21 protein-coding genes are annotated in these 19,173 nt (G+C 40.1%); 13 read left to right on the plus strand and 8 right to left on the minus strand.

Going from position 1 to position 19,173, the window contains the following annotated elements:
- Nucleotides 1–9: 9 nt before the first annotated feature.
- Nucleotides 10–1,197 carry an O-succinylhomoserine sulfhydrylase gene (locus tag B1202_RS00115; RefSeq protein ID WP_078188507.1) on the minus strand — a complete coding sequence of 396 codons (1,188 nt, stop codon included), beginning with the start codon at nt 1,195–1,197 and terminating at the stop codon, nt 10–12.
- Nucleotides 1,198–1,339: 142 nt separating this feature from the next.
- Here B1202_RS00115 and B1202_RS00120 point away from each other — a divergent pair, with 142 nt between their 5' ends.
- The 11 genes from B1202_RS00120 to B1202_RS00170 all read left to right on the plus strand — a co-directional run bounded on the left by B1202_RS00120 (nt 1,340) and on the right by B1202_RS00170 (nt 10,181).
- On the plus strand, nt 1,340–2,434 hold the full coding sequence (locus B1202_RS00120) for an alpha/beta fold hydrolase (protein ID WP_078188508.1): 1,095 nt from the start codon (nt 1,340–1,342) through the stop codon (nt 2,432–2,434).
- A gap of 17 nt (nt 2,435–2,451) precedes the next feature.
- The gene (locus tag B1202_RS00125; RefSeq protein ID WP_078188509.1) at nt 2,452–3,324 is read left to right on the plus strand and encodes an NAD(P)-dependent oxidoreductase; all 873 of its coding nucleotides are present in this window, start codon (nt 2,452–2,454) and stop codon (nt 3,322–3,324) included.
- 88 nt (nt 3,325–3,412) lie between these two features.
- Nucleotides 3,413–3,682 (plus strand): YARHG domain-containing protein, encoded by a 270-nt coding sequence (locus B1202_RS00130; RefSeq protein ID WP_078188510.1) that lies wholly within the window; start codon nt 3,413–3,415, stop codon nt 3,680–3,682.
- Nucleotides 3,683–3,713: 31 nt separating this feature from the next.
- Complete coding sequence (locus B1202_RS00135) at nt 3,714–4,127, plus strand: HIT family protein (protein WP_078188511.1); 414 nt, start codon at nt 3,714–3,716, stop codon at nt 4,125–4,127.
- Nucleotides 4,128–4,436: 309 nt separating this feature from the next.
- Nucleotides 4,437–5,516 carry a porin gene (locus B1202_RS00140; protein WP_078188512.1) on the plus strand — a complete coding sequence of 360 codons (1,080 nt, stop codon included), beginning with the start codon at nt 4,437–4,439 and terminating at the stop codon, nt 5,514–5,516.
- A gap of 524 nt (nt 5,517–6,040) precedes the next feature.
- Complete coding sequence (cydP, locus tag B1202_RS00145) at nt 6,041–6,232, plus strand: cytochrome oxidase putative small subunit CydP (protein WP_078188513.1); 192 nt, start codon at nt 6,041–6,043, stop codon at nt 6,230–6,232.
- Nucleotides 6,232–7,818, plus strand: a complete 1,587-nt coding sequence (locus B1202_RS00150; protein WP_078188514.1) for a cytochrome ubiquinol oxidase subunit I — start codon at nt 6,232–6,234, stop codon at nt 7,816–7,818. The genes cydP and B1202_RS00150 overlap by 1 nt, the downstream gene beginning before the upstream one ends.
- Nucleotides 7,815–8,960 carry a cytochrome d ubiquinol oxidase subunit II gene (gene cydB / locus B1202_RS00155; RefSeq protein ID WP_078188515.1) on the plus strand — a complete coding sequence of 382 codons (1,146 nt, stop codon included), beginning with the start codon at nt 7,815–7,817 and terminating at the stop codon, nt 8,958–8,960. The genes B1202_RS00150 and cydB overlap by 4 nt, the downstream gene beginning before the upstream one ends.
- A gap of 24 nt (nt 8,961–8,984) precedes the next feature.
- On the plus strand, nt 8,985–9,086 hold the full coding sequence (cydX, locus tag B1202_RS00160; RefSeq protein WP_002120988.1) for a cytochrome bd-I oxidase subunit CydX: 102 nt from the start codon (nt 8,985–8,987) through the stop codon (nt 9,084–9,086).
- 3 nt (nt 9,087–9,089) lie between these two features.
- Nucleotides 9,090–9,392, plus strand: a complete 303-nt coding sequence (locus tag B1202_RS00165; protein ID WP_078188516.1) for a cyd operon YbgE family protein — start codon at nt 9,090–9,092, stop codon at nt 9,390–9,392.
- Between the two features lie 216 nt (nt 9,393–9,608).
- Complete coding sequence (locus B1202_RS00170) at nt 9,609–10,181, plus strand: hypothetical protein (RefSeq protein ID WP_078188517.1); 573 nt, start codon at nt 9,609–9,611, stop codon at nt 10,179–10,181.
- A 231-nt stretch (nt 10,182–10,412) separates the two neighbouring features.
- Here B1202_RS00170 and rodA read toward each other — a convergent pair whose 3' ends face one another.
- From rodA to B1202_RS00200, 6 genes are all read right to left on the minus strand, one after another.
- Nucleotides 10,413–11,549 (minus strand): rod shape-determining protein RodA, encoded by a 1,137-nt coding sequence (rodA, locus tag B1202_RS00175; RefSeq protein ID WP_078188518.1) that lies wholly within the window; start codon nt 11,547–11,549, stop codon nt 10,413–10,415.
- An 85-nt stretch (nt 11,550–11,634) separates the two neighbouring features.
- Nucleotides 11,635–12,360, minus strand: a complete 726-nt coding sequence (gene ispD, locus B1202_RS00180) for a 2-C-methyl-D-erythritol 4-phosphate cytidylyltransferase (RefSeq protein WP_078188519.1) — start codon at nt 12,358–12,360, stop codon at nt 11,635–11,637.
- Nucleotides 12,323–12,715: a septum formation initiator family protein gene (locus B1202_RS00185; RefSeq protein WP_078188520.1), complete on the minus strand. Its 393-nt coding sequence runs from the start codon at nt 12,713–12,715 to the stop codon at nt 12,323–12,325. Before B1202_RS00185 ends, ispD begins: the two co-directional genes overlap by 38 nt.
- 16 nt (nt 12,716–12,731) lie before the next feature.
- Nucleotides 12,732–14,021, minus strand: a complete 1,290-nt coding sequence (gene eno, locus B1202_RS00190; protein WP_078188521.1) for a phosphopyruvate hydratase — start codon at nt 14,019–14,021, stop codon at nt 12,732–12,734.
- 64 nt (nt 14,022–14,085) lie between these two features.
- Complete coding sequence (kdsA, locus tag B1202_RS00195; protein WP_078188522.1) at nt 14,086–14,943, minus strand: 3-deoxy-8-phosphooctulonate synthase; 858 nt, start codon at nt 14,941–14,943, stop codon at nt 14,086–14,088.
- 31 nt (nt 14,944–14,974) lie between these two features.
- On the minus strand, nt 14,975–16,615 hold the full coding sequence (locus B1202_RS00200) for a CTP synthase (RefSeq protein ID WP_078188523.1): 1,641 nt from the start codon (nt 16,613–16,615) through the stop codon (nt 14,975–14,977).
- A 229-nt stretch (nt 16,616–16,844) separates the two neighbouring features.
- Between B1202_RS00200 and B1202_RS00205 the strand changes: the two genes are divergently transcribed.
- Entirely contained in the window at nt 16,845–17,258 is a 414-nt protein-coding gene (locus B1202_RS00205) for an internalin (RefSeq protein WP_078188524.1), read from the plus strand.
- A 113-nt stretch (nt 17,259–17,371) separates the two neighbouring features.
- On the opposite strand, the gene B1202_RS00210 is transcribed toward B1202_RS00205, so the two are convergent.
- Nucleotides 17,372–18,256, minus strand: coding sequence for a LysR family transcriptional regulator (locus B1202_RS00210; protein WP_078189186.1), 885 nt, complete (start codon nt 18,254–18,256; stop codon nt 17,372–17,374).
- Between the two features lie 109 nt (nt 18,257–18,365).
- Here B1202_RS00210 and dkgB point away from each other — a divergent pair, with 109 nt between their 5' ends.
- A complete protein-coding gene (gene dkgB / locus B1202_RS00215) occupies nt 18,366–19,172 on the plus strand; it encodes a 2,5-didehydrogluconate reductase DkgB (RefSeq protein WP_213033251.1) in 807 nt (268 codons plus the stop codon).
- Nucleotide 19,173: the final 1 nt, after the last annotated feature.

Here is a 19,173-nt window from a genome sequence, read left to right on the forward strand (position 1 = left end):
GAATTCACTTTAGATAAGATCTAAACCGCGTGAAAGATCGCGAATAATATCATTAATATCTTCTAAACCAACAGATACACGAATTAAACCTTCGCTAATCCCTGCTGCTTTTTTCGCTTCTGCTGACATTCTGCCATGAGAAGTCGTTGCAGGATGGGTAATTGTTGATTTTACATCACCCAAATTACTTGTAATAGAAAGGAACTTAGTATTATCAATCACTGTCCAAGCGCCTTCACGTTCGCCTTTCGCAACAAACGATACAACACCACCAAAGCCTTTTTGTTGCTTTTTCGCCAACTCATGACCTTCATGATTTGGAAGTCCAGCGTAGTACACTTTCTCAACTTTCGGGTGCGCATCTAACCATTCAGCTAAAGTTTGAGCACTTGCACAGTGTGCTTTCATACGTAAGCTTAAAGTTTCTAGACCTTTCAGGAAGATCCATGCATTGAATGGGCTCATCGAGTTACCCAGTGTACGAATAACACCTGTGATCTCTTCCATCAATTTTGCAGTACCTACAACAGCACCACCGAGCGCACGACCTTGACCATCAATATATTTTGTTGATGAATAGATCACGAGGTCTGCACCAAATTTAATCGGTTGCTGTAACACCGGTGTACAGAAAGTATTATCGACTGCAAACAATGCCCCATGCGCATGTGCAATATCGGCAATGGCTTGTAAATCACCCACTTGAGCTAATGGGTTTGACGGTGTTTCAATAAACAAAAGGCGTGTCGTTGGACGAATCGCTTGTTTCCAAGCATTTAAATCTTCCAAATCAACAAAAGTAACGTCAACGCCAAATTTGATGACATATTTTTCAAATAGAGAAATGATCGAACCAAAGACAGCACGTGAACACACCACATGATCGCCAGCTTTCAAATATGCCAAAGTGATCGCGTGTACACCCGCCATACCTGAACTAGTCGCAACTGCGGCTTCAGCGCCATCCAAGACAGCTAAACGTTTTTCGAACGCTTGTACAGTTGGATTGGTATAACGTGAATAGGTATTGCCTTCAATTTGACCTGAAAATTTTGCTGCGGCATCTGCTGCACTTTCACAAACAAATGATGAAGTCAGGAAAATTGGCTCGCTATGTTCACCCTCAAAAGTACGAGTATGACCTGTACGAATCGCTAAAGTCTCTAATTGGTATTCGATGTCGTCTTGTTGGCTCATCTGTATTACTCAGTCGCGAAGAACTGCCTTTGTGAAGAATTGCCAATATTTTGAGCGTCTAAGCTATTTAAGGTCAAGGTAAAATACGAAATTATCGCTTAGACTTCGACCAATCCTACAAGGACTTAGGCAATTGACAGTTATGCATCCTTTCAAACAGAAATTTCTAGCGCAGCAAAAGAAAATTAAACACTTGTCTACACGTGTGTTTAATGCAAAATCGCTGGTCCTTTCTCAATCAACACCCTATGAAGTAATTACTGAATATAAACATGCAAAAGTTCGGTATTACGCTTCGCCTGATCGTAAATACAAAGAACCCTTAGTGTTTGTTGCACCACTGGCCATCAATATGGCGATTTATGATTTGTATCCATATCGCTCATTGGTGAAACATTTTCAACACAGTGGATTTGATGTCTATTTGTTGGAATGGGGAAAATTAAACTATCAAGATCGATTCTTAAATTTTCTATCGTTTATTGATGATGTGATTCCACATTGTATTGATCAAATTTGTGAGCATGCAGATAGTCGATACATCTCGCTACACGGTTGGAGTATGGCTGGAGTCTTTGTCACGCTGTATACCGCATTACATCAACCTGAACACGTTAAAAATCTCATGGTGATGGGCGCGCCGATTGATAGCTATGCCTCAGGTCGTATCGGAAAGTTATTTCAAAAAACCAATCGCTTGCTTTCACGTAGTAAGAATTTACAAGATACGGTCTACACCGGGAAAATTCCTAAACATTTTATCCATACACCCGGTGTGCTCAATGCGATTGGATTTAAAATCGTCGATCCACTGGGTTGGTTCAAAAGCCAAAAACAATTTCTATCTAACTTAGATAATCTGCATGACCTATATGAACATGCAACCATGGGCGATTTTCTCAATCACATGATTGACTATCCGGGTGGCATTAACCAAGACATGGTGTTCAATGTTTGGCTACAAAATCCGCTTAAAAACGGCATTATTCAATTGAAAGATAAAGTTATTCAATTAAAAAATATCCACTGTTCATTGTTGATTGGCGCGGGTTCTACCGATCAAATCGTTACGGCAGATGCAGCAAGTCCTTTAGGCGAATTGACAAGTAGCCAAGATGTCACGTTTACTCTCATTCCCGGTGGTCACCTCGGCCTGATGTCGAGTCAAAAAAGTGCCAATCAATTTTGGCCAACTTTGACCCAGTGGCTTACACAAAGATCCAGTTTATTGAAATAAAAATTTAGAGGGTAAAGATGATTCAGTCAGTTGCATTTATCGGATTGGGCGCAATGGGTTACCGTATGGCAGCGCACCTACCAAAACAGTTCGACACGGTTTATGTCTGGAATCGAAACTTTACCAAGGCAGAACAACATGCTGCTGAATTTGGTACGCAAGCGGTTGCTTTAGAGCAAGCAGTACAAGCGGACATTATTTTTTCCTGCCTACCCATCAGCCAAGATGTTGAAAATTTAATTGCGAGTGTAACGCTGAAATCAGGCTCGATTTGGGTCGACTGTACCAGCGGTGTACCAGAATCTGCAAAAAAACTCGCTGCTGCCTTAAAGCAACAAAATGTTGCATTCTTAGATGCCCCTGTAAGTGGACAAACCATTGGCGCTGAAACTGGAACATTAACCGTCATGATAGGTGGTGACGCAGTAGCCTTTGAACGTGCATTACCTGCGATCCAAACATTTGGCAAACTGATTAAACATGTGGGTGAACCGGGTGCGGGTTTTGCCGTTAAAGCTGTAAACAACATGTTAATGGCTGTAAATCTTTGTGCAGTTGCTGAAGGATTCACCACCTTAAAAGCGCATGGCGTGGACTTACATGAGGCACTCGATTGTATTAATGCGTCGAGCGGTAAAAGCAATGTGACCGAAACGGTTTTACCGCAGCGCGTACTGAATCGTAGCTTCCCATTAACCTTTGCACTTCCATTACTTGCAAAAGATACGGGAATTGCTGTTGATCTGGTACGACAAGCAAAACTTTCAGCACCGGTGCTCTCTTTGACGCAAAATTTAATCCAAGCAGCAAGCGATCAAGCTGAAGAAAACAGTGATTTTTCAAGCGCTATGATTATGTATGAAAAATGGAGTAAAATTACAATTGAGTAATAACTCGCCATTGAATAACGATAAATAACCATCATATTGTACTCTAGTGTCATAACACACATTGTTACAAATGACAGAGGAAACTCGCATGAACAAATTTACCCTCGCAACTTTGCTAGGTGCTGTAACTTTAATCGGGGCTTCTACTGCTGTTTTAGCATCTGAGCAAGAATGCCAAAAGTTGAAAAATGACCATGACGTGATTTATGCATCGAAAGGTTTCTGCTTTAAAGATCCTGACGCTAAAGCGAAGTTTGGCAATGACAATTGCTACACAACTAAGCCTAAATTTTCAGAAAAAGAGCAACAACGACTTGACGCGATCAAAGATCGTCAGAAAGAATTGAACTGTAAATAATTACGATTCAATTCGCTCAAGGAATTTAGCAATGACTTATGATGATCAAAATATTTTTGCTCGGATTTTACGTGGAGAACTTCCTGCGTTTAAAGTCTATGAAGATGATCAAGTACTCGCTTTTATGGATGTCATGCCACAGGCCGAAGGTCATACGCTCGTAATTCCTAAAACCCCTGCTATTACGCTGCTTGATTTAGATCCAGAAGCGGCTGCTTATACCATTCAGGTTGCTCAAAAAGTTGCGAAAGCAATGGAAAAAGCCTTAGACGTGAAAGGTATCGTATTGATGCAGTTGTCTGGCGCTGCTGCGGGTCAAACTGTTCCGCATGTGCATTTCCACCTGATTCCGACTTCAGTGCATGAATTAGGTAAACATGCCGCACAAATGGGCGATATGGAAAAAATTAAAGCCATTGGCGAAAAAATCAAAGCAGCACTTTAAGTTCAATTGAGTTTAAAGTGATGATCAATGGAGCTTCGGCTCCATTTTTTATGTCTCGAATATTATCCCAAGAACTTTTAGCTGCAAAATTTACTGTTCAATACAACTCTAAGTATTTAATAAATATTCATTTTTATAAGTATAAAAGCAATTTAAACCAAAATCACCTTTCACCGTTTTGAAATATTTCCTTAATAGAACTGTCTTATTTGTAATGAATACTTAGCGCCATTAGATAGCGAAATTACTTCTAGCCAAGCTACTGATAAAACATATTGATATGACTGGAAAAGTCTTCTGGAGCTTCAAATGAAAAAAACTCTATGTGCATTAGCAATCGGGGCAACAATTCTTACACCAATGATGGCATCTGCTGCAGATGTAAAAATTTATGGCCGTGCACATGTCTCTCTTGACTATCTAGATGATGGTAAAGATTACAACGAAGTTGGTCTTTCTTCTAACGCTTCACGCTTAGGCTTCAAAGTAGATCAAAAAATTAATGATGACCTCAACGTATTCGCTCAAATTGAGCAAGAAGTAAACTTTGCAAGTGGTAGCCAAGACAGCAAAGGTGTAGATTTTTCAACACGTGACACATTCGTGGGTTTAAAAAGTTCAACTTATGGTCAAGCACGTGTAGGTCGTTTTGACAGCCCATTTAAAGTCGCACGTAGCCCTGTGAACTTCTTCGGTGACATGGTTGGTGACGTTCGTAACGTAACACGTGTCGGCAACTTAAAATTTGATGAACGTAATGAAAACACCATTGAATATAAATCGCCAAAATTTGGCGGTGGTTTCAATGTATTAGCTGCAATGTCGATGCATTCAGGTACACAAATTGACCGTGAAGCAGATGGTGAAGGCAAAGATGATAACAAAGCCTATGATCTTGCTCTAACTTATAAAGAAGGTCCTATTGATTTTGCAGCAGCCTACGAAAAGTATGATGAAAATGCAGCAAACGCAGCTGGTGGTGCAAGTCGTGATGCATTCCGTATTGCTGGTGCATATAAGTTAACTGAAGAATTTAACTTGGGTGCGTTATACCAAATTGCGAAACACGACAACGATACCGCGAACCCAGATGCTCAAGTTTTTGGTGTTGCTGGCGAATATAAAGTAACCCCTAAAACCTCAGTACGCGGTGAATACTTCTACCGTGACGTAGATGCTGATGATGCCAATGCAAGCTTGATCGGTGTGGGTGTAGAACATAAGTTGGATAGCACTTTACGCGTATACGGCAACCTAGCAACTGTGCTTAACGACAAAAACTCTAAACTCAACCCTTGGAAAGAAGGTCGTAGCTTCGGTAACGGTATCTCAGGGATCGGTGATGAAAATGCGACTGCACTTTCTCTTGGTCTGCGTTACGACTTCTAAGCTGCAATATCTCCCCCCAAAAGACATACTCCGGTATGTCTTTTTTTTATTCAAAGGCAATGTCTCAGAACCGAAATAAGCTAAGTGCATCATTTATCAGTGGTTTATAAAAACATTTAAAAACTTAGATACGCCTATTCAATATCATCCATATAACGATCGTTTAATAGCACCACATCAATAACACATTTGTTTAGATAAACTTAAATATAAAAAATACAAATTTTATTCATTCAATAAAGATTCTCATTATTAACAATGTAACTTTTAGTAAATATAGTAAATTAGTCAGAATTTAAAATATAAATATAAGCGTTTTAGTCGGATTTAAAATATTAAAACACAAGTGTTTTAGTCAGGTATTTAAAATAAAAAAATTAGTTTATTTTTTAACTATTAAATATCATAAGCTATTGTATTTAAAATACTTAATAATATATTTTTATTTTAACTGTTCAACCTATTTGCTTTTTGTATATATTTGTTAATAATATAGTACAAGTTTAAAGAATAGGCTTATCTCCATGAGCTTAAAATTCAAAGATTTAAATCGTCGTGTGGTCAGAGAAATAACCGCAATACTAATAATTAAAGTGATTATTTTAATGATCATTAAGAACATCTGGTTCGACGCCCCTACTATCCCTAAAAACTTTGACAATCAAGTTGCCGAGCATATTGCTGGCAGTCCTTCCCAAATCAAGGAGACACGTTGATGATTTCTGAAAGCGTGGTCGATCTTTCGCGGTTCCAATTTGCAATGACCGCGATGTATCACTTTATTTTTGTTCCACTGACTTTAGGTCTGGCTTTTATTCTTGCCATCATGGAAACCACCTATGTGATTTCTGGCAAAGAAATTTATAAAGACATGACTAAATTCTGGGGAAAACTCTTCGGTATTAACTTCGCATTAGGTGTTACGACTGGTTTGACCATGGAGTTTCAGTTCGGTACTAACTGGGCGTATTACTCACACTATGTTGGTGATATTTTCGGTGCACCATTAGCCATTGAAGGTCTGATGGCATTCTTCCTTGAATCAACATTTATTGGTTTATTCTTCTTCGGCTGGGATCGCCTATCTAAAGTTCAGCATTTGGCTGTCACTTGGTTAGTTGCACTTGGCTCGAACATGTCTGCACTATGGATTTTAGTGGCCAATGGTTGGATGCAAAACCCTGTCGGTTCCGCGTTTAACTATGAAACCATGCGTATGGAAATGGTGGACTTCGGTGCATTGATTTTCAACCCTGTGGCTCAGGTTAAATTCGTACATACCGTATCTGCAGGTTATGTGACTGGTGCTATTTTCGTACTGGCAATTTCAAGTTACTACTTATTGAAAAAGCGTGACTTGCCATTTGCTCGTCGTTCATTCGCTATCGCTGCTATCTTTGGTTTGGCGTCTACACTTTCAGTGATCTTACTAGGTGATGAATCTGGTTATGAAATTGGTGACGTACAAAAAACTAAACTTGCTGCAATTGAAGCTGAATGGGACACTCACCCAGCTCCAGCGCCATTTACTTTGTTTGGTATTCCAAATAAAGAAACCATGTCTACTGACTACGCGATCAAAATTCCTTATGTCATGGGGATTATCGCAACACGTTCAACTGACAAAGAAGTAACAGGTATTAAAGACCTGATCGTACAACACGAAGCGCGTATTCGTAACGGTATGGTGGCTTACTCACAGTTAGAACAACTTCGTGCAGGCGACACTTCTCCTGAACTTAAAGCAGCATTTGCTGAGTCTCAAAAAGACTTGGGCTATGGTTTGCTTCTGAAAAAATACACAGACAAAGTGGTCGATGCTTCTGATGAACAAATCAAAGCTGCTGCAAAAGACACTATTCCACATGTTCCAAGCTTGTTCTGGGCATTCCGTGCAATGGTTGCTTCTGGTTTCTTAATGCTCCTTCTGTTCGTACTGGCTACCTTTGCTGTCGGTAAACGTAATGCAGAAAACAAACCTTGGTTATTAAAGTTTGCTTTGTTTGCTCTACCATTACCTTGGATTGCTGCACAAACAGGTTGGTATGTTGCTGAAGTTGGTCGTCAACCTTGGACTATCGGTGAAGTTCTACCTACACATCTTTCAGCTTCTAGCTTAAGTACAGGTGATGTATGGGGTTCTATCCTTGCATTGGCAGCGTTCTACACTGTACTGCTGATCATTGAAATGTACTTAATGATTAAATTCTCACGCCTTGGCCCAAGTTCTCTACATACTGGTAAATACCACTTCGAGAAACTTGAAGCTGCAAAAAAGGCAAATGAGGAGGCTCAAGCATGATCGAATATGAATTACTCAAAATCATTTGGTGGGTATTAGTCGGTGTCCTACTGATCGGCTTCGCCCTCACCGATGGCTTCGATATGGGCTCAATGGCGATCATGCCATTCGTAGGTAAAAAAGACGAAGAACGTCGTGCGGCAATCAATACGATTGCCCCACACTGGGACGGTAACCAAGTTTGGTTTATTACTGCCGGCGGTGCACTGTTTGCAGCGTGGCCAATGGTATATGCAACTGCATTCTCAGGCATGTACTGGGCACTGTTACTGGTACTCTTCGCCCTCTTCTTACGTCCAGTCGGTTTTGACTACCGTTCTAAACTTGAAAATACCAAGTGGCGTAATTCTTGGGATTGGGGTCTAGCAATTGGTGGTGCAGTTCCTGCCCTCGTATTTGGTGTTGCGTTTGGTAATATGTTCCTTGGTGTTCCATTCACTATGGACGAAACTGTTCGCTCGACTTATACAGGTAGCTTCTTTGCACTGCTTAACCCATTTGCTTTAGTTTGCGGTATTGTGAGTTTATCTATGCTTTGCGCACACGGTGGTGCATGGCTCATGCTTCGTACAGACGGCGACCTACGTGCACGCTCAGCAAAAGCGACTCAGCTTATGGGTATCGTATTCTTGGTTTGCTTCTTACTGGCAGGCGCATGGTTATACTTCGGTAATATCCAAGGCTACACATTAGCTCAACCGTTTGACACAAATGGCGTTGCTAACCCTTTGGCTAAAGAAGTGATCACCAATGCCAACCCAGGTTGGATGAACAACTACAGTACTTATCCGATTACTATGATTGCGCCAATCATGGCTATTTTGGGTGCATTGATCATCATCCTTGCCGCAGGTAAAGGTAAAGCCGGTTTCAGCTTCCTTGGTTCAAGCTTGGCAGTCATTGGTGCAATCTTAACTGCTGGTTTTGCATTGTTCCCTTTCCTTATGCCATCGAGCATCAACCCAACTGTAAGTTTGACTATGTGGGATGCGGTATCAAGTAAAAATACCCTGACTGTGATGACAGTTGCCGCGTGTATTTTTGTCCCAATTATCCTGTGCTACACAACTTGGTGTTACTACAAGATGTGGGGTGTAGTCACTAACAAACATATTGAAGAGAATTCACACAGCCTATACTAAGGCTGTGTCTAAGGAGAAAAGACGATGTGGTATTTTGCTTGGATTCTCGGTATTTTGATGGCATGTTTTGCGGGTGTACTTAGTGCGCTTTACATCGAACATCATCAAGATCTAGATGAGGAATAACAAATGACTGATGCTGCTGTAGAAAAATCACTTGTAGAAAAGAAGCCAAATAAATTTGCAATGGTCATTTCCTGCCTGTTAGCTTTTCCTTTGGCAGCCGTGTTACTTGTACATCCTGCTGCCATGCTGGATGACAATGGTGGATATAGCCATCGAGCGCTGATGTTCATCATGATAGGTATTTCAGGTGGTTTTGTGCATGGTGTGGGTTTTACGCCACACCATTGGTTCTGGAAATGGCTTTTTAGCCCCTTCCTCGCTTGGCCACTTATGCTGTGGGGCTACTACACATGGTTCCTACACTAATTAATATCTAAATAAAGCCCTCACTTGAGGGCTTTATTTTTGATTGAAACTACAAAACAGTTTCAAATCCCACAGATAAATAAAAAAATTCGATCCTAGTTGCACACTTCAGAGTTTGTATGAGCACCATTATGTTAAATAAAATCGTATATCTGTTTTATGCTTTTATATATCTCATTTATAATCAGATATATATGAGAATTAAGAATTTCTTTAATGGCTATACACAAAACAAACTCTATTACGAATTACTTAGATAATATTGCTCCATTTTATTATTTTTTGATTTTCCCCTTTGTTGTAGCCTTAATGGCAATTTGCTTTGATTTCGAGTTCAGCGGGATTTTTTCCAACACACAACAACTTCAAGTTTCATCAAAACAAAGGTTTTTAAATGATTTTTTTGCTTTATGTACTTGGATTACAATTTTTCTTATATTTTTCAGCCGAAAGTTTTTTGGCCTAAAACCAGATATCCAATTACAGGTACAAAACGCTGTTATTAAACAGATAAGAACTCGTGATGGTCTCGCAATGTACAGTGCAACTATGCTTTGTTTCTTTATTTTTTTTATCATTTGCATTAGCTCAACTTGGTTTCCGAGTGATCCAATACAGCCTGAAACAGGAACTAAAGGATATGCTTTAAAAAAAGCTTTATATTCAGCTAATCCAGGATTTATTTTATTTATTCAATATTTTAAATATGCTTTAAGTCTCCTATTTACTCTTGTATTGGTACATATTTTAGATGCACGAAAAATTATAAAAGAGCAAACGTTGAATTAGGATTTCCTAAAGTTTAAATAATACACGTTATACAAAAAACGTTTAATTTCTTTTCAAATCAAAGCCCTAACTATAGAAGAAGCACCATTCCACCGAATGGTGTTTTTTAAATGAGTTATCACATTTAATGAATATTGCAATAATCAATTTTTAGAAGTTTTATCTCGATTATTTTAAAACTCAAGCAAAAATAAACCGGATATAAATCCGGCTTAATGTTGTCTATTCTACTTAACGATGCGTATGAATCGACATCACAATCCCCATACCGGCAAGCATTGCAATGACGGCCGTACCGCCATAACTCATCAGCGGCAGCGGGTCACCTGTGACCGGCAAAATACCGCTGACCATGCCGGAGTTTAAAAATACAAAGAAAAAGAAGGTTAAACCGGTCGCGCCTGCATACAAACGCCCAAAATTATGGAAGGAATTTAGTCCAATAATCAAACAGCGAACAATAATTGCTGTAAACAAACTAAATAAAAGAAATACACCAATAAAGCCAAATTCTTCTGCATAGGTCGACATAATAAAGTCAGTATGATGCTCTGGTAGATAACCCAAGTGCGACTGTGTCCCTTCGGTATAACCCTTGCCCATTAAACCACCTGAACCAATGGCAATTTTAGACTGAATAATGTTCCAACCTGCACCAAGCGCGTCAGACTCAGGATCGAATAACGTTAGCACACGTTTTTTCTGATATTCCTGCAAAAAAAACATCCAGAGTACAGGTGCTGCAATCGCAAAGGCTGTTAAAGCACCTGCAATTAAACGCCAAGACATACCACTTAAAAATAAAACAAAAATACCCGGAATAATCAAACCGATATTCAAGTCGGGCTGTAATGCGACCAATGCAAATGGAATCAATAATAAAATTAATGCCCCGACAATTTGTAAAAATTTCGGTGGAAAAGGTTTTCGCGCAAAATACCACGCCATCATCAGTGGCATGGCAAATTTCATAAACTCACTCGGCTGCATACTGCCGATACCCGGTAAGCTAATCCAGCGTTTCGCCCCCATCCTTTTTTCACCAATGACCAAAACCAATAGCAGTAAAAATATACCAATGGCATATAAGTACGGACTCATAGATTGGTAAACTTTGGGTGGAATTTGCGCGCAGATCAGCATCACAATAAAGCCCACACCAAAACTTGTGGCTTGACGCAGCACCATTCCCGAGTCTTCTGCGGTCGCACTATAGACAACCATCAGCCCCAATATTGCATTGAGTACCAAGAAGCAAAGTAACCACGGGTCTAAATGAAGTTTAGCCCATCGAGAAGAATCGTGTTTTATACTGCGGCCATCACGTAATGACTGACGTAAAAAACGATACTGTTGAGAAGGGATCATTGCGAAACAGATCTAAAAAGGATGCGGGAATTATAGATTAAAGCGACAGTAAAAATCACTGTCCCTTAAATATTCCTTGAAATAATCATCTATTCACTTGAGACGCTAAAATTAAACGTGCCAATTCCAAGTCATCAGGATAGGTAATTTTAATATTGTCCGAACGACCTTGCACGACATTAACTTGCTCACCGACAAATTCTAAGGCACTAGCTTCATCTGTGATGGTCGCACCAGCGGCAAGCGCTTGTTCAATGGCATTTTTAAGTACACCCAATTTGGCAATTTGTGGTGTCTGCGCTTGCCATAAAGTTGAACGATCTACCGTTGTTGATATTTGTGGTGCCGTTTCAACTCGCTTTAAAGTATCGCGTACAGGAATGGCGAGAATCGCACTTTGCTCCGAATCGACTGCCGATTGAACTAAATCTTCTAGACTCAACTGTGAGACACATGGTCGTGCTGCATCATGAACAAACACCCAATCATCATCATTGGCAATCGCAGATAGATATTGCAATGCATTGAGTACAGAATGCACACGCTCTGCACCGCCTAAACAAAAATGTGCCTTATCTTGATTAGCTAGTGCCAATGTCCGAGCAACATTATCTTGCTCACCTATAGCCAACACATAGCCCGTCAATGGCAATTGGTTGAGACGTGCAACCGTGTGTTCAAGCACAGTTAGACCCGCAATGTTTTGATATTGTTTTAGTTCAGTTTTAGAAAATCGACTTCCTGATCCAGCAGCAGGAATAATAGCCCACAATTTAAGGTTCTGGTGGAAGTTCGGCTGGTTCTGACTCATTGGTACGTAGGTCTACTTTAGCGTTTGGATCAATATAAATTGGTTTGTACTGAGTACTGATCGTACTCATCTGCACGAAAGTTTCATGCGGTTTAATTAAACCTAAATCTAGACGAGCATGCTCTTCAATAGCTTCAACGCCATTTTTTAAATCGTATACTTCAGCGGCAAGCACGCGATTTCGTTCTTTTAATTCGTCATTAAGTTCGACTTGTTGTTGTATTTTCTGACTCAGTTGTTGATGTTGATGATAACCACCTTCACCGAACCAGTATAAATATTGAAACCCTGCGATCAAAAAGATCGCAAGGCCCAACAATGCTTTACTCGCTTTGGAGTCAAATACATTTAACATAGATAGCATGATCTGCTTAGTTCAAACCTTTGAACTCAGCTTTACCGCGATATGCAGCATTAGTCAATTCTTCAATACGAAGTAATTGGTTATATTTCGCTACACGGTCAGAACGGCAAAGTGAACCAGTTTTGATTTGACCCGCTGCTGTACCCACTGCAAGATCCGCAATTGTAGAATCTTCAGTTTCACCAGAACGGTGTGAAATTACTGTAGTGTAACCATTTGCTTTCGCAAGGTAGATTGCATCTAGAGTTTCAGTCAACGTACCGATTTGGTTGTACTTGATCAGAATTGAGTTACCCACTTTTTCGTTGATACCACGTTGAAGAATCTTAGGATTCGTCACGAATAGGTCATCACCAACCAATTGGATTTTGTCGCCAAGGATTGAAGTGAGGTAAGACCAACCTTCCCAATCAGACTCGTCCAAACCATCTTCAATTGAGATGATTGGGTATTGTTTTGCAAAACCTGCAAGGTAGTCAGCAAATTGGTTGCTTGTGAATGCTTTATTGCCTTCACCTGCAAGGATGTATTGACCATCTTTGTAGAATTCTGAAGATGCACAGTCAAGCGCAAGCATAATGTCAGAACCAGCTTTGTAGCCAGTTTTTTCAATTGCTTCAAGAATCACTGTAATTGCTTCTTCGTTAGAACGAAGGTTCGGTGCAAAACCACCTTCGTCACCAACTGCAGTATTTAAACCTTGTTTCTTTAAAACTGATTTTAAAGAATGGAAAATTTCAGCACCAGCGCGTAAAGCTTCAGAGAATGAAGTGAAGCCAACTGGCTCAATCATAAATTCTTGAATGTCTACGTTATTGTCTGCATGTGAACCACCATTTAGGATGTTCATCATTGGAACAGGCATAGTCAAAATGCTGTTATTACGAAGGTCTGCGATGTATTGGAAAAGTGGAATTTTCTTTTCATCAGCAGCAGCGCGTGCAGCAGCTAAAGAAACCGCTAAAGTTGCGTTAGCACCTAATTTTTCTTTGTTTTCAGTACCGTCAAGCGCGATCATTGTGTTATCAATGTCTTTTTGTTCGAATACCGATTTACCCAACAATGCATCACGAATTACTGTGTTAACGTTGTTAACCGCAGTTTTAACGCCTTTGCCTAAGTAACGAGCTTTGTCGCCGTCACGAAGTTCTAAAGCTTCACGAGAACCAGTTGAAGCACCAGATGGTGCACATGCACGGCCTACAACGCCAGAGGCTAAGATTACGTCTGCTTCGATGGTAGGGTTACCACGAGAGTCCAAAATTTCACGTGCACGAATGTCAACGATTTGGCTCATGAACAATTCCTCAGTTGATTAATAAAAATGATGCGTCAAAAGTGACGCATCAATGTGTATCGAATTAGTGTGTGTCTAACTTTGCGAAACCTTTAACCAAGGTATCGAGTTCTTTTAACTGTGCCAAGAAAGGTTCCAACTGTGACATGCGTAACGCACATGGACCGTCACATTTGGCATTTTCTGGATCTGGATGAGCTTCTAAGAACAAACCTGCTAAACCAGTCGCCATACCTGCACGTGCCAATGTCGTGATTTGTGCACGACGACCACCTGCAGAATCCGCACGACCACCCGGCGTTTGAAGCGCATGCGTAACATCAAAGAACACAGGCACATTCATTTCTTTCATGATGTCAAAGCCCAACATGTCCACAACTAAGTTGTTGTAACCAAATGCTGAACCACGTTCACAAAGAATCAGTTTGTCATTTCCTGCTTCCAAACACTTATGCAAAATATGACGCATTTCGTGTGGCGCAAGGAACTGTGCTTTTTTAATGTTGATGATGGCATCAGTTTTCGCCATCGCTTCAACAAGGTCAGTCTGTCGGCTTAAAAATGCAGGAAGTTGGATAATATCCGCAACTTCAGCAACAGGCGCTGCTTGGTATGGTTCATGTACGTCAGTAATAATCGGCACATTAAAGTGTTTTTTAATGTCAGCTAACCACTCGATTCCTTTTTCCAGGCCTGGGCCACGGAAAGAGTTCAAGCTTGAACGATTGGCTTTATCAAAACTTGCTTTAAACACATACGGAATATCCAAGCGTTTGCAGATATCCACATATGTTTCAGCAATTTCAAAAGCAAGGTCTTTTGACTCAAGTACGTTCATGCCGCCGAATAGTACAAATGGCAAATGATTTGCCATTTGTATATCGCCTAAACGTACAATTTCCTGTGGTTTTAATTGTGACATTTAAACTCTTCCTGGTTTAGTCAAAAACACATTATTTCGCTTTTTGGTACTGCTTTTTAGCAGCATCAATAAAGCCTGCGAATAATGGGTGTCCATCACGTGGTGAACTTGTAAATTCCGGATGGAATTGTACAGCAATAAACCAAGGATGTTCAGGAATTTCAACAGTTTCAACAAGACGCTGTACTGGAGAATAACCTGAAATCTTCATGCCTTTTTCTTCAAGCACTGGGATATAACGGTTGTTCATTTCATAACGGTGACGATGACGTTCAACGATCTCTTCAGAACCGTAAACTTGTGCAGTTTTTGTTCCTGCAACCAATTCAGATTTTTGAGCACCCAGACGCATTGTGCCGCCTAAGTCAGAATCTGCATTACGTTGTTGAACTTCGCCGCGCTCATCTAACCATTCAGTGATTAAACCAATCAATGGTGATTTTGTAGAACGGTTAAATTCAGTTGAAGTTGCATCGCTAATACCCGCAACGTTGCGCGCATATTCGATCACAGCCAACTGCATACCTAAACAGATACCAAGGAATGGCACACCGTTTTCACGTGCAAAACGAATCGCTTTCATTTTGCCTTCTGTACCACGTTCACCGAAACCACCCGGAACTAAGATTGCATCCGCGTCTTTCAATACGTCGTTTACATCTTGGCTTTCAAGTTCTTCTGCATTTACGTAGTCGATTTGAACTTTCACACGGTTTTGAATACCCGCATGTAAAAGTGCTTCGTTTACAGATTTGTATGCATCTGGAAGTTCAACGTATTTACCAACCATCGCTACACGAACTGTGTATTCAGGGTTCAGTAATGCATCTACAACGTTATCCCAGTCTGTAAGATCAGCTTCTGGAAGATCGTTATAACCAAAACGTTCACAGATTAAATCATCAACGTTTTGTTCATAGAAAGTACGTGGTATTTGGTAAATTGAACGCGCATCTTTACATACCACAACTGCACGTGCTTCAACGTTCGTAAATAACGCGATTTTACGTGTAGTATCAGCATCAACATCATGCTCTGTACGGCAGATCAGAATGTCTGGTTGAATACCAATCGACAAAAGCTCTTTTACAGAGTGTTGAGTTGGTTTAGTTTTTAATTCAGCAGCTGACTTAATGTATGGGAGTAAAGTTAAGTGCATTAACATTGTGCGCTTATGACCTAGTTCGACCATAAGTTGACGTACAGATTCCATGAATGGGAGAGATTCAATGTCACCTACTGTACCACCGATCTCAACGATCGCAACGTCATAGCCTTCACCTGCGCGAAGAACACGTTCTTTAATATTGTCAGTAATATGTGGAATAACTTGAACTGTACCACCGAGGTAGTCACCACGACGTTCTTTATTCAAGACATCTTGGTACACTCGTCCTGAAGTAAAGTTGTTCAGTTTGGTCATTTTCGCACGACGCAAGAAACGTTCGTAATAACCCAAGTCTAAGTCAGTTTCAGCACCATCCTCTGTGACAAAAACTTCACCGTGTTGGAATGGACTCATAGTCCCTGGATCGACATTAATGTATGGATCCATTTTTACCATGGTTACTTTTAAACCACGGGCTTCTAAAAGCGCAGCCACTGATGCAGCTGAAATACCTTTACCTAGTGATGATACAACACCACCAGTAACGAAAATAAAATGGGTCATTAAGTTTCTCGTACAATGGAGCCTAAATTGGCCTACAATGTTGTGCGATTTTACTTTACTCTGTACCAAGAAAGCAAAGTCATTCCGCATCAATTCATAGAACAATTAACAATTGGCTATTGTAACAGCAATTATCATAAAAATTTAGAGTAAGTTCTTATCATTTCTATATTCTTATTTGCTGTTATAATGCATTTATCCAATCCACACTTTTTTGTTTTGTGTAATTATGAATAAGAAACTTTTAATCTGCGGTGCAATCGCAACAGGCCTACTTCTTACAGCATGTGTAAAAAAAGAAGCACCAAAAGAAGAAGAACAGGAACAGGTTGAAGTTGCAGCATCTGAACCAACAGCATCTGTACCTACACAATTAGAACCAGTTGAAGAACAACCAGTTGTTGAAGAACCGACTCAGCAGCAAGTTGAAGTGATTCGTGAAGAAACACCAAATACAACAACTGAAATTCGTCGTGAACCTACTACTCCTGCAGAAGCTCCTGCTCCAAAAGCAGAAGCTCCTAAAGCGGCAGAAAAACCTGCACAAGCTGCTCAACCTAAACAAAACTCAGGTTCTGCACAGTCTGAAGATGACGCCGTTGCCGCTGCCATTGCTGCTGCAACACCAGCTTTAGAGAACTAAGATCGAAGTTTTATCAAACAAATGATCAAAAAAACCCGGCAATTGTCGGGTTTTTTATTGTTTCTATGTAAATAAAAATCTGTACCCAACAATGCACTGTTTTTTTCTCACAACTATTCTTGTAATTTTTCAGCTAAATATTCAATAAATATACGAACACGTTTCGGTAAATGCTCTTGTTGATAATAGACAGCATGAATAAGCTGTTCATGTGGCTCAATTTGATCGTCTAAAAGTTGTACCAATCGTCCTTCTGCAATATCTTTTTCTAACATAAAAATCGAAAGACAAGCGATGCCCATACCATGAATCGCAAGCTCACGAATGGTTTCACCATTTGATGCCTTAATATTTGGTCGGATCGTCAAAGATTTCCCTGCGACTTGGATCGGCCAAGTATTCATATGGGTAATTTGACTAAATCCAAGTAAAGCATGTGCGGTTAGCTCTTCAGCATTTTGCGGACGTCCATGCTGCTGAAGGTATTCAGGACTCGCCACCAAACACAGTCGACTCTTGTAAATAAGTTTTGCATGCAAACTGGAGTCGTTTAATTTCCCAAAGCGAATTGCGACATCCGCTTTATGCTCTAATAAGTCAATCACTTGATCATGATTCACCAATTCAATCTGTATATGCGGATAACGCGCATTAAATTCTGGAATCAAGGGAACGATCATATGCAGAATAAACGAAATCGCAGAATCGACTCGCACCAAACCCGAAGTGTCTGCATCTAATTTCAGCAAAGAATCTTCCGCTTCGCTTAAATCATTCAATATCCGCCGTGTTTTAGCTAAAAATAATTGCCCCTCTTGCGTCAGCTTAATTTTGCGGGTTGTTCGTTCTAACAGGGTTACATTTAATTTAGATTCCAGACGCTGTAATGCGCGGCTTACACCAGATGCTGTTTGATCCAGTCTTTCTGCTGCTTTGATAATAGAGCCGCTATCTACAATAACAGTAAAAGCCTGCAGCTCCTCAATGGTCGATTTCATTGCATATTCGAATTCGTGATTTTTAATCAATAATATATTCCAAACTCATGCATTTTTCTTCATTAAAATTAGCAGCACAATAGCATCAATTCAAAAAAGAGAATTCCTGATGATTGTTCCTCAATTTGGTGTCGGTACCTTCCGTTTAACAGGTGACACTGTTATTCATTCAGTTAAAACTGCCTTAGAAGTTGGATATCGTGCTGTAGACACCGCACAAATTTACGGTAATGAAGCAGAAGTAGGCCAAGCAATCCACGAAAGTCAGGTCAATCGAGCTGATATTTTCTTAACCACGAAAATTTGGACTGAAAATTATGCTGCCGACAAACTGATACCCAGTCTAAAAGACAGTTTAATTAAATTGAGGACTGATGCAGTTAACCTCACACTTATTCATTGGCCCGCACCTGCACTTGGAGTCGATATTCCTGAATTAATGGGACATTTACTTGAGGCAAAAAAACAAGGATTGACTGAGCATATTGGTGTATCTAATTTTAATATAGAGCTCACTCAACAAGCCATTGATCACATTGGGCTGGAAAATATTGCAACCAATCAAATTGAACTTAGTCCATATTTGCAAAATCAAAACTTGGCCAATTACCTACAAACGAACAATATAGATGTCACATCCTATATGACCTTGGCTTATGGCAAAGTTTTGCAAGATCCAACGCTGTTAAACATTGCAGCCGAACACCAAGTCACTTCAGCTCAAATTGCACTCGCATGGGCAGTGCAAAAAGGTTATGCAGTTATTCCATCTTCAACCCAACGTGAACATTTAATCAGTAATTTAAAAGCTCAAGAGATTCATTTAACACCAGAACAGATGCAGGCCATTGGCACACTGGACAGAAATGCGCGTGAAGTGAACCCACCTGAACTTGCTCCAGTTTGGGATATTTAAT

It is taken from the genome of Acinetobacter amyesii (assembly GCF_002018365.1).
Lineage (GTDB): Bacteria > Pseudomonadota > Gammaproteobacteria > Pseudomonadales > Moraxellaceae > Acinetobacter > Acinetobacter amyesii.

Excerpts from the sequence above, each read along its gene's own strand:
- B1202_RS00115 (WP_078188507.1), bottom strand. The coding sequence starts at position 1,197 with ATGAGCCAACAAGACGACATCGAATACCAATTAGAGACTTTAGCGATT.
- B1202_RS00120 (WP_078188508.1), top strand. The coding sequence starts at position 1,340 with ATGCATCCTTTCAAACAGAAATTTCTAGCGCAGCAAAAGAAAATTAAA.
- B1202_RS00125 (WP_078188509.1), top strand. The coding sequence starts at position 2,452 with ATGATTCAGTCAGTTGCATTTATCGGATTGGGCGCAATGGGTTACCGT.
- B1202_RS00130 (WP_078188510.1), top strand. The coding sequence starts at position 3,413 with ATGAACAAATTTACCCTCGCAACTTTGCTAGGTGCTGTAACTTTAATC.
- B1202_RS00135 (WP_078188511.1), top strand. The coding sequence starts at position 3,714 with ATGACTTATGATGATCAAAATATTTTTGCTCGGATTTTACGTGGAGAA.
- B1202_RS00140 (WP_078188512.1), top strand. The coding sequence starts at position 4,437 with ATGAAAAAAACTCTATGTGCATTAGCAATCGGGGCAACAATTCTTACA.
- cydP (WP_078188513.1), top strand. The coding sequence starts at position 6,041 with ATGAGCTTAAAATTCAAAGATTTAAATCGTCGTGTGGTCAGAGAAATA.
- B1202_RS00150 (WP_078188514.1), top strand. The coding sequence starts at position 6,232 with ATGATTTCTGAAAGCGTGGTCGATCTTTCGCGGTTCCAATTTGCAATG.
- cydB (WP_078188515.1), top strand. The coding sequence starts at position 7,815 with ATGATCGAATATGAATTACTCAAAATCATTTGGTGGGTATTAGTCGGT.
- cydX (WP_002120988.1), top strand. The coding sequence starts at position 8,985 with ATGTGGTATTTTGCTTGGATTCTCGGTATTTTGATGGCATGTTTTGCG.
- B1202_RS00165 (WP_078188516.1), top strand. The coding sequence starts at position 9,090 with ATGACTGATGCTGCTGTAGAAAAATCACTTGTAGAAAAGAAGCCAAAT.
- B1202_RS00170 (WP_078188517.1), top strand. The coding sequence starts at position 9,609 with ATGGCTATACACAAAACAAACTCTATTACGAATTACTTAGATAATATT.
- rodA (WP_078188518.1), bottom strand. The coding sequence starts at position 11,549 with ATGATCCCTTCTCAACAGTATCGTTTTTTACGTCAGTCATTACGTGAT.
- ispD (WP_078188519.1), bottom strand. The coding sequence starts at position 12,360 with ATGAGTCAGAACCAGCCGAACTTCCACCAGAACCTTAAATTGTGGGCT.
- B1202_RS00185 (WP_078188520.1), bottom strand. The coding sequence starts at position 12,715 with ATGTTAAATGTATTTGACTCCAAAGCGAGTAAAGCATTGTTGGGCCTT.
- eno (WP_078188521.1), bottom strand. The coding sequence starts at position 14,021 with ATGAGCCAAATCGTTGACATTCGTGCACGTGAAATTTTGGACTCTCGT.
- kdsA (WP_078188522.1), bottom strand. The coding sequence starts at position 14,943 with ATGTCACAATTAAAACCACAGGAAATTGTACGTTTAGGCGATATACAA.
- B1202_RS00200 (WP_078188523.1), bottom strand. The coding sequence starts at position 16,615 with ATGACCCATTTTATTTTCGTTACTGGTGGTGTTGTATCATCACTAGGT.
- B1202_RS00205 (WP_078188524.1), top strand. The coding sequence starts at position 16,845 with ATGAATAAGAAACTTTTAATCTGCGGTGCAATCGCAACAGGCCTACTT.
- B1202_RS00210 (WP_078189186.1), bottom strand. The coding sequence starts at position 18,256 with ATGAAATCGACCATTGAGGAGCTGCAGGCTTTTACTGTTATTGTAGAT.
- dkgB (WP_213033251.1), top strand. The coding sequence starts at position 18,366 with ATGATTGTTCCTCAATTTGGTGTCGGTACCTTCCGTTTAACAGGTGAC.